The organism is Corallococcus sp. RDP092CA (assembly GCF_041903675.1).
In the GTDB taxonomy this organism is placed as follows: Bacteria; Myxococcota; Myxococcia; order Myxococcales; family Myxococcaceae; genus Corallococcus.
In genome coordinates this window covers 62,343-74,808 of the sequence record NZ_JAYESI010000024.1, presented here as the reverse complement: position 1 = coordinate 74,808, position 12,466 = coordinate 62,343, and the positions used below count along the sequence as shown (strand labels likewise).

At 73.7% G+C, this 12,466-nt stretch carries 12 protein-coding genes; 5 read left to right on the top strand and 7 right to left on the bottom strand.

Annotated features, from left to right (window positions below; translation table 11 throughout):
* Nucleotides 1–122: 122 nt before the first annotated feature.
* From U8525_RS24155 to U8525_RS24140, 4 genes are read right to left on the bottom strand one after another with little or no spacing between them, the layout of a single operon-like run.
* Nucleotides 123–1,535, bottom strand: a complete 1,413-nt coding sequence (locus U8525_RS24155) for a sigma-54-dependent transcriptional regulator (protein ID WP_374268659.1) — start codon at nt 1,533–1,535, stop codon at nt 123–125.
* Between the two features lie 30 nt (nt 1,536–1,565).
* A complete protein-coding gene (locus U8525_RS24150; RefSeq protein ID WP_374268658.1) occupies nt 1,566–3,986 on the bottom strand; it encodes an ABC transporter permease in 2,421 nt (806 codons plus the stop codon).
* 16 nt (nt 3,987–4,002) lie between these two features.
* Nucleotides 4,003–4,746, bottom strand: coding sequence for an ABC transporter ATP-binding protein (locus tag U8525_RS24145; protein ID WP_374268709.1), 744 nt, complete (start codon nt 4,744–4,746; stop codon nt 4,003–4,005).
* Nucleotides 4,746–5,990 (bottom strand): efflux RND transporter periplasmic adaptor subunit, encoded by a 1,245-nt coding sequence (locus tag U8525_RS24140; protein WP_374268657.1) that lies wholly within the window; start codon nt 5,988–5,990, stop codon nt 4,746–4,748. The genes U8525_RS24145 and U8525_RS24140 overlap by 1 nt, the downstream gene beginning before the upstream one ends.
* Before the next feature lie 220 nt (nt 5,991–6,210).
* On the opposite strand from U8525_RS24140, the gene U8525_RS24135 reads away from it, so the two are divergent.
* From U8525_RS24135 to U8525_RS24120, 4 genes are all read left to right on the top strand, one after another.
* Nucleotides 6,211–6,888, top strand: coding sequence for a hypothetical protein (locus U8525_RS24135; protein ID WP_374268656.1), 678 nt, complete (start codon nt 6,211–6,213; stop codon nt 6,886–6,888).
* A 38-nt stretch (nt 6,889–6,926) separates the two neighbouring features.
* Nucleotides 6,927–7,277, top strand: a complete 351-nt coding sequence (locus U8525_RS24130) for a hypothetical protein (protein ID WP_374268655.1) — start codon at nt 6,927–6,929, stop codon at nt 7,275–7,277.
* Between the two features lie 121 nt (nt 7,278–7,398).
* The gene (locus U8525_RS24125) at nt 7,399–9,015 is read left to right on the top strand and encodes an AMP-binding protein (protein WP_374268654.1); all 1,617 of its coding nucleotides are present in this window, start codon (nt 7,399–7,401) and stop codon (nt 9,013–9,015) included.
* 129 nt (nt 9,016–9,144) lie between these two features.
* Nucleotides 9,145–9,513 (top strand): response regulator, encoded by a 369-nt coding sequence (locus tag U8525_RS24120; protein WP_374268653.1) that lies wholly within the window; start codon nt 9,145–9,147, stop codon nt 9,511–9,513.
* Between the two features lie 9 nt (nt 9,514–9,522).
* On the opposite strand, the gene orn is transcribed toward U8525_RS24120, so the two are convergent.
* From orn to U8525_RS24105, 3 genes are all read right to left on the bottom strand, one after another.
* Complete coding sequence (gene orn / locus U8525_RS24115) at nt 9,523–10,074, bottom strand: oligoribonuclease (RefSeq protein WP_374268652.1); 552 nt, start codon at nt 10,072–10,074, stop codon at nt 9,523–9,525.
* A gap of 151 nt (nt 10,075–10,225) precedes the next feature.
* Nucleotides 10,226–10,681: an archease gene (locus U8525_RS24110; protein ID WP_374268651.1), complete on the bottom strand. Its 456-nt coding sequence runs from the start codon at nt 10,679–10,681 to the stop codon at nt 10,226–10,228.
* 45 nt (nt 10,682–10,726) lie between these two features.
* A complete protein-coding gene (locus U8525_RS24105; protein WP_374268650.1) occupies nt 10,727–11,413 on the bottom strand; it encodes a phosphoribosyltransferase in 687 nt (228 codons plus the stop codon).
* Between the two features lie 122 nt (nt 11,414–11,535).
* Between U8525_RS24105 and U8525_RS24100 the strand changes: the two genes are divergently transcribed.
* Nucleotides 11,536–12,456, top strand: coding sequence for a ribose-phosphate diphosphokinase (locus U8525_RS24100; protein WP_374268649.1), 921 nt, complete (start codon nt 11,536–11,538; stop codon nt 12,454–12,456).
* Nucleotides 12,457–12,466: the final 10 nt, after the last annotated feature.

The following is a 12,466-nucleotide window of genomic DNA, read 5'->3' as shown; positions in this document are numbered from 1 at the left end:
CGGCGACGACACCTGCGCTGCCTCCGCACGCGGCGCGGCGCTCGGGCCTTGCGGCGACGACACCTGCGCTGTCTCCGCACGCGGCGCGGCGCTCGGAGCGTGCGGCGACGAGGGGCCGCGTTTCACCTGGCGCCCTTGATGCCGTAGTACTGGAGCCGCCGGTAGAGCGCGCTGCGCGACAGCCCGAGCGCCTTCGCCGCTTCACTCACGTTGCCGTCGTGCCGGCCGAGCGCGCGCTCGATGAGGTAGCGCTCCACCTCCTCCAGCGTCATCTCCTCCAGGCGCGCGCTCCCGGTGTTCGCGGGCCCCATCCGCTTGAGCAGCAGGTCCTCCGCCTCCACCCGGTCCCCCACCGACATCAGCAGCGCGCGCTCCACCGCGTGCTCCAGCTCGCGCACGTTGCCCGGCCAGGGATACGCGATGAGCGCCTCCATGGCCCCCGGCGCCAGGTGGATGTCGGGACGGCCGTAACGCTGGCCCTGCGCCGCCAGGAAGTGCGCCGCGAGCAGCGGGATGTCCTCGCGCCGCTCCCGCAGCGGCGGCAGCTGCACCTCCACCGTGTTGAGCCGGTAGAGCAGGTCCTCGCGGAAGCGCCCCTCCGCCACCGCCCGGCCCAGGTCCACGTTCGTCGCGCTCACCACGCGCACGTCCACGCGCCGCGTCCGCGACGAGCCCACCGGGTGCAGCTCCCCCGTCTGGAGCACCCGCAGCAGCTTCGCCTGCTGCGTCAGCGGCATGTTCCCAATCTCATCCAGGAAGAGCGTGCCGCCGTCCGCCAGCTCGAAGCAGCCGATGCGGTCCGCCTTCGCGTCCGTGAACGCGCCCTTCACGTGACCGAAGAGCTCGCTCTCGAAGACGCCCTCGGACAGCCCGCCGGAGTTCACCGCGACGAAGGGCCGGTCCGCGCGCGGGCTCGCCGCGTGGATGAGCCGCGCCACCACCTCCTTGCCCGTGCCGTGCTCGCCCGTCACCAGCACCGGCGCCGAGGCCGGCGCCACCCGCTCGATGAGCCTGCGCACCGGCTGCATCGCCCGCGACTCGCCGACCATGGGCGAGCGTCCGCCCTGCTCGCGGCGCAGGTGCTGGTTCTCCTCCTCCAGCCGCCGGCTTCGCCGCAGCGCCCGGGACCACTCCAGCTGCGTGCGCAGCGTGGCCAGCAGTCGCGTGTTGTCCCAGGGCTTCTGCACGTAGTCGCGCGCGCCCAGGCGCATCGCCTCCACCGCGCCCTCGACGCTGCCCCACGCCGTCATCACCACCACGGGCAGCAGCGCGTCCCGCGCGCGCAGCTCGCCCAGGAGGTCCAGGCCCTCCCGTCCGGACGTGGTGTCGCGCGCGTAGTTCAGGTCCATCAACACCAGGTCCACGTCCTCCGCGTCCAGCGTGGCCTTCACGCCCGCGGGGGACTGCGAGCTCACCACCGTGTAGCCATCGCGCTTGAGCAGCAGCCGCAGCGCCTCCAGCACGTCCGGCTGGTCGTCGGCCACGAGGATGCGGGTGGGGCGGGGAGCGGGAGGTTCGGACACGGGGGACACCACGGGGCGCGACTGTGCCAGAAAGAAAGGACGTCAGTCCGCCCGGAGCGAGCTGATGGGGTCCACGCGCGTCGCCCGCCGGGCAGGCAGCCACGACGCCCCCAGCGCCACCCCGGTCAGCAGCAGCGCCACCCCGCCGAACGTCCACGGGTCGTCCGCCGACACGCCATACAGCAGCGACCCCAGCAGGCGCGCCAGCCCCAGGGACAGGCACAGCCCCACCGCCACGCCCGTGAGCGACAGCCGCAGGCCCTGCGCCAGCACCAGCCGCAGCACGTCGCCTCGCGCCGCGCCCAGCGCCATGCGGATGCCCAGCTCCCGCGTGCGCTGCGACACCGAGAAGGCGATGACGCCCGACAGCCCCAGCGCCGCGAGCAGCAGCGCGACGCCCGCGAACAGGCCCATCACCAGCGCGGACAGCCGCCGGGCCCCCGTGGCCTCGTCCAGCCGCCGCGTGAGCGGGGACACGTCGAACAGCGGCAGGTCCGCGTCCACCGCGCGCACCTCCGCCTCCACCTGGGCCCGCACCGCCTCCGGGTCCCCCGACCTCACGCGCACCACGAGGCCCATGGAGACGGACGGGAGCTGCGACAGCGCGTAGTACCCGGCCGGACGCGCCGGCACGTCCAGGCCCCACTCGCGCAGGTCGTCCACGACGCCCACCACCGTGGCCCACTGCATGTCCTGGCCGTGCAGCTTCACCCGGTGCCCCAGCGCGTCGCCCCGGGGCCAGAAGAGGTCCGCGAAGGAGCGGTTGATGACCACCACCCACGGCGCGTCCGGCGCGTCCGAGTCCTCCAGCAACCGGCCCTGCCGCAGGTGGACGCGCAGCGCCTTCAGGTAGCCGGGAGTGGCGGCGCGGAGCTCCACCGCCTTCCACAGCTCGCCCGGCTGGCGTGGGCGCCCGTCGATGTCGAAGCTGTTGTCCATGGCGCCCCCCAGCGGGAGCACGTTCGTCAGCCCCGCGGACTCCACGCCCGGCAGCGCCTGGAGCCGGGGCAGCAGGGCCTGCTGGAAGGCCGCCTGCTTCGCCCGGTCCGGGTACTGCACCCGGGGCAGCGCCAGCTGGCCGGTGAGCACGCCGTCGGGCACGAAGCCCGCGTCCACCCGCTGGAGCGCGAGGAAGCTCCTCACGAACAGGCCCGCGCCCACCAGCAGCACCAGCGCGAGCGACACCTGCGCCACCACCAGCGCGGCGCGCAGCCGGCCCGTGCGGTGGCTGCCCGTGGCACGGGCGCCTTCACGCATCGCCGCGTGCAGGTCCACGCGGCTGGCCTGGAGCGCGGGCACCAGCCCGAAGAGCACGCCCGTGAGCACCGACACCGCCACCGTGAAGAGCGCGGAGGCCACGTCCAGCCTCACGCTCCGGGCGCGCGGCAGGCCCTCGCCCACCGTGGCCACCAGCGCGTCCGTGCCCCACAGCGCGAGCAGCAGCCCCACCGCGCCCGCCACCAGCGACAGCACCAGGCTCTCCGTGAGGAACTGCGCCACCAGCCGCGTCCGGCCCGCGCCCAGCGCCGCGCGGATGGACACCTCGCGGGCCCGGGACACCGCCCGCGCGAGCAGCAGGTTGGCCACGCTGGAGCACGCCACCAGCAGCACGAAGCCCACCGCGCCCCAGAGCAGCCACAGCGTCTCGCGGACCCCGCCCACCACGTGGTCCTCCAGCGACGTCACGCTCATGGACCACCCCGCCTGCCGGTACTGGTCCACCAGGTCCGGCGTACGCGCGTCGCCCATGCGCGCCAGGTCCGCTCGCGCGCCGTCCAGCGTCATGCCCGGCTTGAGCCGCGCCAGCACGCTCAGGAAGCGGTTGCCTCGGCGGGACTCCTCCTGCTGCTCCGGCGTCGGCGCGAAGGGCAGCACCGCCTCCGTGTCCTCCGGATAGACGTGGCCCGGTGGCAGCACGCCCACCACCGTGCGCGGCACGCCGTCCAGCCGCAGCACGCGCCCCAGCACCTCCGGGTCCCTGGCGAAGCAGGTGCGCCACGCGGCGTCCGTGAGCACCACGACGTGATCCTGCCCCGGCGTCTCCTCCTCCGCGGTGAAGCCCCGGCCGAGCACCGGCGCGACGCCCAGCGTGGGCAGGAACGACGCCGTGGCGATGACGACGCGCAGGCGCCGGGGCGCATCCCCTCCCGTGAGCGTCATGTCGTCGGGCCGGAAGGCCGCCAGCGACGCGAAGGCCCGCGTGTGCGTGGTCATGTCCCGGTACTCCGGCACCGAGTTGGACACCTCCTTCAGACCGAAGGCGTCGAAGTTCGGAGCCAGCAGCACCAGCCGCTCCGGCTGCGCGAAGGGCGGCGGGGTGAGCAGCACGCCCTTCACCACGCTGAACACGGCGCTGTTCGCGCCGATGCCCAGCGCCAGCGTCAGCACCGCCGCCGCCACGAAGCCGGGAGCGTTCCTCAGGGAGCGCCACGCGTAGCGCAAGTCGCCGAGCAGGTGTTCCATGGCCGAGTCCCCCGCTTCAGCGGAGCTGTTCGTCCTGCACGACGCGGCCGTCGAACAGGCTCACCGTGCGCGTGGCGATGCGCGCGTGCGCCGGGTCGTGCGTCACCATGCACAGCGTGGAGCCCGCCTTGTGCAGGTCGGACAAGAGCTGCATCACCGCCTCGCCGTTCTTCGAGTCCAGGTTGCCCGTGGGCTCGTCCGCCAGGAGGATGAGGGGGTCTCCCGCCACGGCGCGCGCCACCGCCACGCGCTGCTGCTGGCCGCCGGACAGCTGCCCCGGCAGGTGCCGCGCCCGGTGCGCCATGCCCACGCGCTCCAGGGCCCGCTCCACGCGCTGCCTGCGCTCCTGCGCGGGCAGGCCCCGGTAGGTGAGCGGCAGCTCCACGTTCTCGAAGACGGTGAGGTCGCCGATGAGGTTGAAGCTCTGGAAGATGAAGCCGATGTGCTGGTTGCGCACCTTCGCCCGCTCCGTGGGCGACAGCTCCAGCACGCTCCTGCCGTCCAGCAGGTAGCTGCCGCGCGTGGCGGTGTCCAGCAGCCCCAGCACCGCGAGCAGCGTGGACTTGCCGGAGCCGGACGGGCCGACGATGGCCACCCACTCGTTCTCGCGGATGGTGAGCTGGATGTTGGAGAGGGCGTGCGTCTCCACCTCCTCCGTCTCGAACACCTTGGTGAGCCCGTCGAGCTGGAGCAGCGCCCGGCCCGGCACCGCGCCCGGGACCCCGGCCTTCGCCTCGCGGTCGTTCGTCATCGTCGTCATCATCGCAGCCTCACGCGCTCCACCGCATCCCACGCGGTCATGTCCGACAGCACCACCTGATCGCCTTCCGAAAGCCCCTGCACGACCTCCACCTCGTTCACCGAGCCCCGGCCCAGCCTCACGGGGATACGCACCGCCTCGTCGCCTCCAGGCAGCAGGCGGAAGAGCGCCAGCGTGCTCTCCGCCTGGGCGCCGGCCGGGCGCCCCACGGACAGCACGTCGTCCAGGCGCTCCAGCTCCACGGTGCCCTCCACGGTGAGGTCCGGCCGGGCGCCCCTGGGCAGCGTGTCTGGCAGTGACACCTCCACGCGCACCGTGCCCTGGCTGGCCGCGGGGGCCACTCGCGCCACGGTGCCCTCCACCACGCCGTTGCGCGTGTCCACCTGCGCCTTCAGGCCCGGGAGGATGTCGCGCGCCTGCGTCTCCGCGATGCGCAGCTCCGCCTTGAGCCGCTCCGGCTTCACCACCTTGGCCAGGAGCACGCCGGGCGTCACCCACTGACCCAGCTCCAGCGGCAGCTCCTGGAGCACGCCGTCCTCGCCCGCGTGCACCTTCATGGACTCCACCTGCCGCCGGCGGAAGCGCGCCACGGCCTCGAGCCGCTCCACCTGCTCCTGCTGTGAAGCCAGGCGCTGGCGCAGGCTCTGGGACATGACGTCCAGCCGCTGGCGCTCCAGGTCCAGACGCTGGCCGGCCTCCTGCGCCTTCTCCTGCGCCTGGCGCGTCTCCAGGTCACCCACGAAGGCCTTCTGGAAGAGGGCGGTGCTCGCCTGGGCGCGGCGGGCGGCGTCAGCGGCCTCGGCGGTGAGGGCGGCCACGGTGGCCTGCTGGGACAGGCGCTGCGTCTGGAGCAGCTCGCGCAGCTCCAGGAAGTCGCCCTCGGCGCTCGCGAGCTGGCGCTCGGCCTCCAGGGCCTGGAGCTGCACGTCCGGGTTGGACAGCTCCAACAGCAGCGTGCCCGCGGTGACGGTGGCGCCGGGCTTGACGTGGATGCGCTCCACGCGGCCGGCGGTATCCGCGGTGAGCCAGCGGATGGACTCCGGCACCAGCGAGCCCGTGCCCTTCACCTGCCGCACCAGCGGGCCGCGCTTCACCGTGTCCAGCCACACCGAGGCCCTGTCCACGGTGGGCGCGGCGGGGCGCAGCCGGGACAGGCCCACGGTCACCGCCACCAGCGCGGCGAGGCCCAGGGCGGCCAGGAGGTAGGGGCTGCGACGCGGTGCACGGGCCTTCGGGATGTCCACGGCCCTTCGCTAGAGCGAGCCCCGTGCCAGGGCCCTCCCGCCCCGCCAAGTCCGCGGAAGTGCAGGAGCAGGGGCTCCGGGCCCGGGCGGCACTGACCGCTTGCGCGATGGGCGCGTCCCAGGAGCGGACACTGGAAAGCTTCAGTGGGTGTTGAATAGCGCCGGCTCGCGACCGTCTGGTGGATCGATTCACCTCCCACACAGCTTCGAGAGACTCCCCATGCGCTCCACCGCCCCGCGGGTGCGCGCCGGCATGCTGCTGGCCGCCACCCTTCTGCCCTTCTCCGCCTTCGCCGATGCCCTGTCCCTCCAGCTCACGGAGGTGGGCAGCGAGGTGGACGTCAGCGGGCTGTCCGCGAGCACCGTGGCGGAGCGCACGCGCTACGGCATCAACGAGGCGCTGAAGGACGCCACCACGGAGGCCATCCTGCTGGAGCCGCAGCAGGAGGGCTCGCCGGACGTGACGGTGAGCGCGAGGGTGACGCGCTCGGGGGAGAAGTACCGGCTGACGTACCGACTGAGCACGACGCACTCGCCGGTGCGCACCAAGACGCTGGCGTATGAGTTCGTCAACCCCAGCCTGAGCGACAAGGGCGCGGTGGTGATGGCGCAGGCGGTGCTGGACGAGGCGAAGAAGCTGGAGGTGGCGGCGGCGCAGGAGGTGCCGGTGGCCTCCAGCGCGGACCCGGGCGAGGTGCCCCTGGCCCGGGCGGACGCGCCGATGGCGGGGATGGGGCAGGACTCGACGGGACGCGAGCTGGAGCGCGAGGAGCCGCGCCGCCGGGGGGTGGCCGGACGACGCTGGACCTGGGCCTCGCGGCAGGCTTCAACAGCCCCTCGGGCATCTTCGGGGGGGAGCTGGAGTATCGGATCACGCCCATCCTGGGGCTCAACCTGAGCGCGGGCGCGGGCGCGTGGGGCTTCCGGCTGGGGCCGGTGGCGCGCCTGTATCCGCTGGGCGAGGTGCGCACGAGCCCGTTCCTGGAGGCGGGCATGAGCTTCAACATGGGCGGGACGTCGACGACCACGCTCACGTTCGGCGATGAAACCGAGGTGTACAGGACGGAGAAGCTGATGACGCCGGTGGCGACGCTGGCGGTGGGCATGCGCCAGTCGATGGGCCCCCTGTACCTGGGCGTGCGCGGGGGCTGGGGCTTCCGCCTGCGCGAGGACAACTGGCGCACGTCGGACGGCCGAGACCCGAACCTCCTCGACGACCTCGACATCGCCGCCAGCCAGCACGGCGGCCTCCTGTTCAGCCTCACGCTGGGCGTCACGCTGTTCTGAGGCGTCGCACGCGGATGGCCGGGCTTCCGGTCTGGACCTCGCTGCCCAGGAGGACCAGGAAGCGGATCAGCGCAGCAAGGCCGAGACCTTTTCCCACCAGCAGACGCTAGGCTCGCGCGCCATGCCGGCCTCCCTGCTTGAAGTGTTCCTGGACCATGCCCGCCACGTGCCCTCGCGCCCGCTGCTCTCCTTCGAGGGGGCGACGTACACGCGTGGACAGCTGGCGGAGCGGGTCACCGCGTTCGCTCGGGGCCTCAAGGCCCGGGGGCTGGCTCCGGGTGAGCGCGTCGCCCTCTTCCTGGAGAACAGCGACGCGTTCGTCATCACCTGGCTCGGCGTCCAGGCCGCGGGCTGCGTCGCCGTGCTCGTCAATACGGCCTACCGCCAGGTCGAGCTGGCCCACATCCTCTCCGACGCGGAGGTGAAGGTCTGCGTCACCGGCACCGCGGGCGCCTCGGAGCTCGCGCCGCTGCGCGACGCGCTGCCCTCGCTCCAATGGCTCATCACCGTGGAGCCGCCCCCGCCCGGCCTCCCCGCGTCCCTGCCCACAGTCGCCTTCGACGCCGTCGTGGACCAGGGCGCCGCGGCCACCGCGTCGCTGCCCCTGCCCCGCGCGGAGGACCTGGCCGTGCTGGGCTACACGTCCGGCACCACCGGCCGCTCCAAGGGCGCCATGCTCCAGCACCGACAGCTGCTCGCCAACGTGCGCGCCGTCACCGAGGCGTGGCGCTGGACCGACGCGGACCGGCTCCTGCTCACCCTCCCCCTCTTCCACACGCACGGCCTCATGGTGGGCCTGCACGGCACCCTCTTCACCGGCGCCAGCGTGGACCTGCGCCGCCGCTTCGTCGCGTCCGAGGCCCTCACCGCCCTGCACGACGACCCGTCCCTCACCCTCTTCTTCGGCGTGCCCACCATGTACGGCCGCATCCTGGAGGAGTCCCGCCGCACCGGCGTGACGCCCCACCCGCTGCGCCTGTGGGTCTCCGGCTCCGCCCCCCTGAGCCCCCAGCTCTGCCTGGACATCGAGGCGCGCTTCGGCGCCCGCATCCTAGAGCGCTACGGCATGACCGAGACGCTCATGAACACCACCCAGCCCTACGACGGCGAGCGCCGCCCCGGCACCGTCGGCGTGCCCTTCCCCGGCCAGGAGGCCCGCGTCGTGGACGTGCGCTCCCGAGAGCCCCTGGGCCGCGGGGAGACGGGCGAGATCGAGGTCCGCGGCCCCCACGTGTTCACCGGCTACTGGCGCCGCCCGGACGCCACCACCGAGGCCTTCGACGCCGAGGGCTGGTTCCGCACCGGCGACCTGGGCGAGTGGGACCCGGACGGCTTCCTGCGCATCACCGGCCGGGCCCGGGAGCTGATCATCAGCGGTGGCTTCAACATCTACCCGCGCGAGGTCGAAGAGGTCCTCACCCAGCACCCGTCCGTCGCGGAGGCCGCCGTGCTGGGCCTGCCCGACCCGGACTTCGGCGAGCAGGTCGTCGCCGTCGTCGTCCCCCACCCCGGCGCCCCCACGGACGCCCAGGCCCTGGTGGACTGGTGCCGCGAACGACTGGCCGCCTTCAAGAAGCCCCGCCGCGTCGTCTTCACCGACGCCCTGCCCCGCAACGCCCTGGGCAAGGTCCAGAAGCACATCCTCCGGGAGCGCCTGACCGCCTCCCAGGGCACCTCCACCGCCACCTGCCCAACAGAGCCCACACCGGCCCCTGGCCGAAATCCCACGCGGACCTAGCTTCTGCCCCAAGAGAAACCGGAGCCTCCGCGTGAAGTCCCATTCCACCCGCAATCCGTCCCATCCCCTCCCGGCCTCGCGGGCCGCGGGGGTGTCTGGCGGCGCGTGGACGGTGGAGGGACGCCGCGCATGAAGCGGTTGCTCATCGTGGACGACGAGCTCGCCATCGTGGAGGCGCTCGAGGACATCCTGTCCCTGGAGGGCTACGACATCGTCACCGCGTACAACGGCGACGAGGGCCTCCAGCGGCTCCTGGCCTCCAAGCCGGACCTGGTGCTGCTGGACCTGATGATGCCGGTGATGGACGGCGGCGAGCTGCTGCGCCGCATCCGCGCCCACCCGGACCTGTGCGACCTGCCCGTGGTGGTGATGAGCGCGGGCCGCCTCACGGACGAGGAGCGCCGCGCCAGCTCCCACTTCCTCGCCAAGCCCTTCGAGCTGGACGACCTGCTGGGCACCATCGCGAAGCAGCTCCCCCGGGAAGCGCCTCGCGCCTGAAGCGGGCCCTCAGCCCGGCGTCGCGCGGAAGAGGACGTCCCGGTAGTACTGCAGCTCGCTGATGCTGGAGCGCAGGTCCGCGAGCGCGGTGTGCCCGCTGGGCGGCTTGCGCGGCTCCACCAGCGCCGGGTACCAGGCGCGCGCGATGACCTTGAGGCTGGTCACGTCCACCATGCGGTAATGCAGGTAGCGGTCCACCATGGGCATGTGGTCGATGAGGAAGCGCCGGTCCGTGTGGATGGAGTTGCCCGCGAGGATGCCCTCGCCCAGGTCGCAGTAGTCCGCGATGAAGGACGTCACCTCGCGCTCCACCACGCGCAGGGACGACGTCGACGCGCGCACCTTCTCCAGCAGGCCGTTCTTCGTGTGCATCTCGCGCACGACGGGCTCCATGCGCTGGAGCATCTCCTCCGGCTGCCAGACGACGCGCTCGAACTCCCCCATGGGGCGCAGGTCCGGGCCGGTGATGATGATGCCCACCTCGATGATGCCGCAGGTGTTGGGGTCCAGGCCGGTCATCTCCAGGTCGAGCCACACAAAGCAGGGGTCACGGGAAGGCATGTCCGGCGGGTTCCTGGTCGCGAAGAGGGAGATGTCCCTATAGCAGCCCGGCGCCCCGGCGCATCCACTCCGTGGACGAATCCTCCCGCCGCGCCCGCACGGCCCCCGGCGCGGCGAGCGTGGAGCGCGGCGGGCGGGCCCGCCCACGGCCCTAGAAGTCCACCAGCGCCTCGGCGGTCCACACGCCCTCCGGCCCCTGCCGCACCTGGACGCGGGTGAGCGACGCGCCGGTCACCGCCACGTTGGCGCCGTGGCGTGCCTGCCCCGCGCGCTCGCCGAAGCCGTGGCCGAAGAGGTTCAGCCCGTCCAGGCGCACCACGAAGCACTGGAAGCGCAGGCGCCGGCCGGCCATCGCGCCCACCACCTCCCGCAGCCAGTCCGCGAGCAGCTGGTCGTGGTCCGCCGACTGGCAGGCCACCTCCAGCTCCTCGTGGGCCTCCACGCTCCGGGGGTCCGTCACCAGCGCGCAGAGCCCCAGCGCCGCCATCTCGAAGGCCTGCTCCATGGAGCGGCCCACGCCCCGCACCCCCAGCAGCTCGTCGTGCGTGAAGTGCTCCCAATGCGTCCGGGGCCTGCGGTCCTCCGCATGCACGGTTTCCACGTCCATAGGTCCTCCTCGCGTCCTCGTCGTTTCCCGCTCCTCGCGCGGCCGTCAGAACCACCACCCGCCCGCCACGTCCGGCGCCACGCCCTCCGCCCGCGGGGGGCGGGCCTCCCGGGCGCGCGTGAGCCAGCGCCGCAGCGCGTCCTGGGTGAGCGCGGGGAAGGCGTCGTACGCGTCGGAGACCTCGCGCAGCGCGGGGTCCAGCCCCAGCGCGTGCACCGCGTCCGCGCGGCTCCGGACGAGCTCCAGCGCGCGCGGCGTCGCCACGCCCACCGCCACGACACGCTGGCGCGCACCCTGCTGCCTCAGCGCCAGGAGCGCCGCGGCCACGGTGGCGCCCGTCACCATCCCGTCATCCACCAGCAGCGCCGTGCACCCGCGGACGCGGGGCGTGAGGCCGCCCCTCAGCTGCCGGGCCTGCCGCTCCACGTCGTCCACCTCCTCGTGGACGAAGCGCTGGAGCGCCTCCGCCGGCGCCCTCGCCTGCCGCGCGGCCTGGGGGTCCAGGTACAGCCCGCCGCCCTCCGTCACCGCGCCCAGCGTGAGGCGGCCCCCCGGCTCGCGCAGCCGCCGCGCCACCCACAGGTCCAGGGGCGCCTCCAGCGCGCGGGCCACCTCGTACGCCACGCGCAGCCCGCCGCGCGCCAGGCCCAGCACGCACACGTCCCCGGAGCGGTAGGGCGCGAGCACCCCCGCGAGCCTCTGTCCCGCCTCCGCCCGGTCCCGGAACCGCATTGCCAGCCTCCACTCCCCGAAGGTGTCCTTCCCCCGGGGGAGTGTCGGCGGAGGCCCGGACAGCGGCTCTCCTGGTGGCATGCCCGGGAGGCCAGGGCACCACGAGCGACTCCCGCGCTAGGGTGCGGTCCATGATGCCCATCGCCCTCGTCGTCGGCAGTGCCAGTCCCCACCTCGGCCGTGCGCTCGCCCAGGCGTTCGGCGCGGCGCCCGTGGGGGTGAAGCGGGAGCGCTTCCCGGATGGAGAGCTGCACATCGAGGTGCCCCCGGAGGAGGTGCGCGGCCGCCGCGTCGTCATCCTCCAGTCCTCCACCCCGCCCGTGGGGGAGAACCTGATGGAGCTGCTGCTGCTCGCGGACGCGTGCTGGCGGGCGGGCGCGGCCTCGCTGGAGGCGGTGATTCCCTATGTCGGTTACGCGCGACAGGACCGCCGCGCCCGGCCGGGCGAGCCCCTGGGCGGCCGCCTGGTGGCCGACATGGTGTCCCACGGCCGCTTCACGCGGGTGTTCACCGTGGACCTGCACAACCCGGCGCTGGAGGGCTGCTTCGGCGCCCCGCTGGAGCACCTGTCCGCGCTGCCGCTGCTGGCGGACGCGCTGCGCCCCCACGTCACCGACACGTCCGTGGTGGTGGCCCCGGACCTGGGCGCGGTGAAGCGGGCGGAGGCGCTGGCGAAGCTGCTCGGCCGGCCCTGGGCGGTGGTGCACAAGGCGCGGCTGAGCGGCAACGACGTGGAGACGCTGGGCCTGCTGGGCCACGTGCGCGGCATGCGCCCCATCCTGGTGGACGACATGATCTCCACCGGCGGCACGCTGGCGGCGGCGGCGAAGGAGCTGAAGGGCGAGGGCTGCGCGGACGACTTCATCCTGGCCACCACGCACGCCCTGCTGGTGGGCCCCGCGCTGGAGCGCCTGCGCGGCGTGCCCGTGAAGCGGCTGGTCAGCACCGACAGCGTGGAGCCCCGGGAGGACCTGCCCTTCCCCCACCAGGTCGTGACGCTGGCCCCGCTGCTCGTGCGCGCGCTGCGGCCCGACGCGCGTTAGGCTGTCCGGC

Bases quoted from the DNA above. Each gene is read 5' to 3' on its own strand.
- U8525_RS24150 (WP_374268658.1), bottom strand. From the start codon at position 3,986: ATGGAACACCTGCTCGGCGACTTGCGCTACGCGTGGCGCTCCCTGAGG.
- U8525_RS24145 (WP_374268709.1), bottom strand. From the start codon at position 4,746: ATGACGACGATGACGAACGACCGCGAGGCGAAGGCCGGGGTCCCGGGC.
- U8525_RS24135 (WP_374268656.1), top strand. From the start codon at position 6,211: ATGCGCTCCACCGCCCCGCGGGTGCGCGCCGGCATGCTGCTGGCCGCC.
- U8525_RS24125 (WP_374268654.1), top strand. From the start codon at position 7,399: ATGCCGGCCTCCCTGCTTGAAGTGTTCCTGGACCATGCCCGCCACGTG.
- U8525_RS24120 (WP_374268653.1), top strand. From the start codon at position 9,145: ATGAAGCGGTTGCTCATCGTGGACGACGAGCTCGCCATCGTGGAGGCG.
- orn (WP_374268652.1), bottom strand. From the start codon at position 10,074: ATGCCTTCCCGTGACCCCTGCTTTGTGTGGCTCGACCTGGAGATGACC.
- U8525_RS24110 (WP_374268651.1), bottom strand. From the start codon at position 10,681: ATGGACGTGGAAACCGTGCATGCGGAGGACCGCAGGCCCCGGACGCAT.
- U8525_RS24105 (WP_374268650.1), bottom strand. From the start codon at position 11,413: ATGCGGTTCCGGGACCGGGCGGAGGCGGGACAGAGGCTCGCGGGGGTG.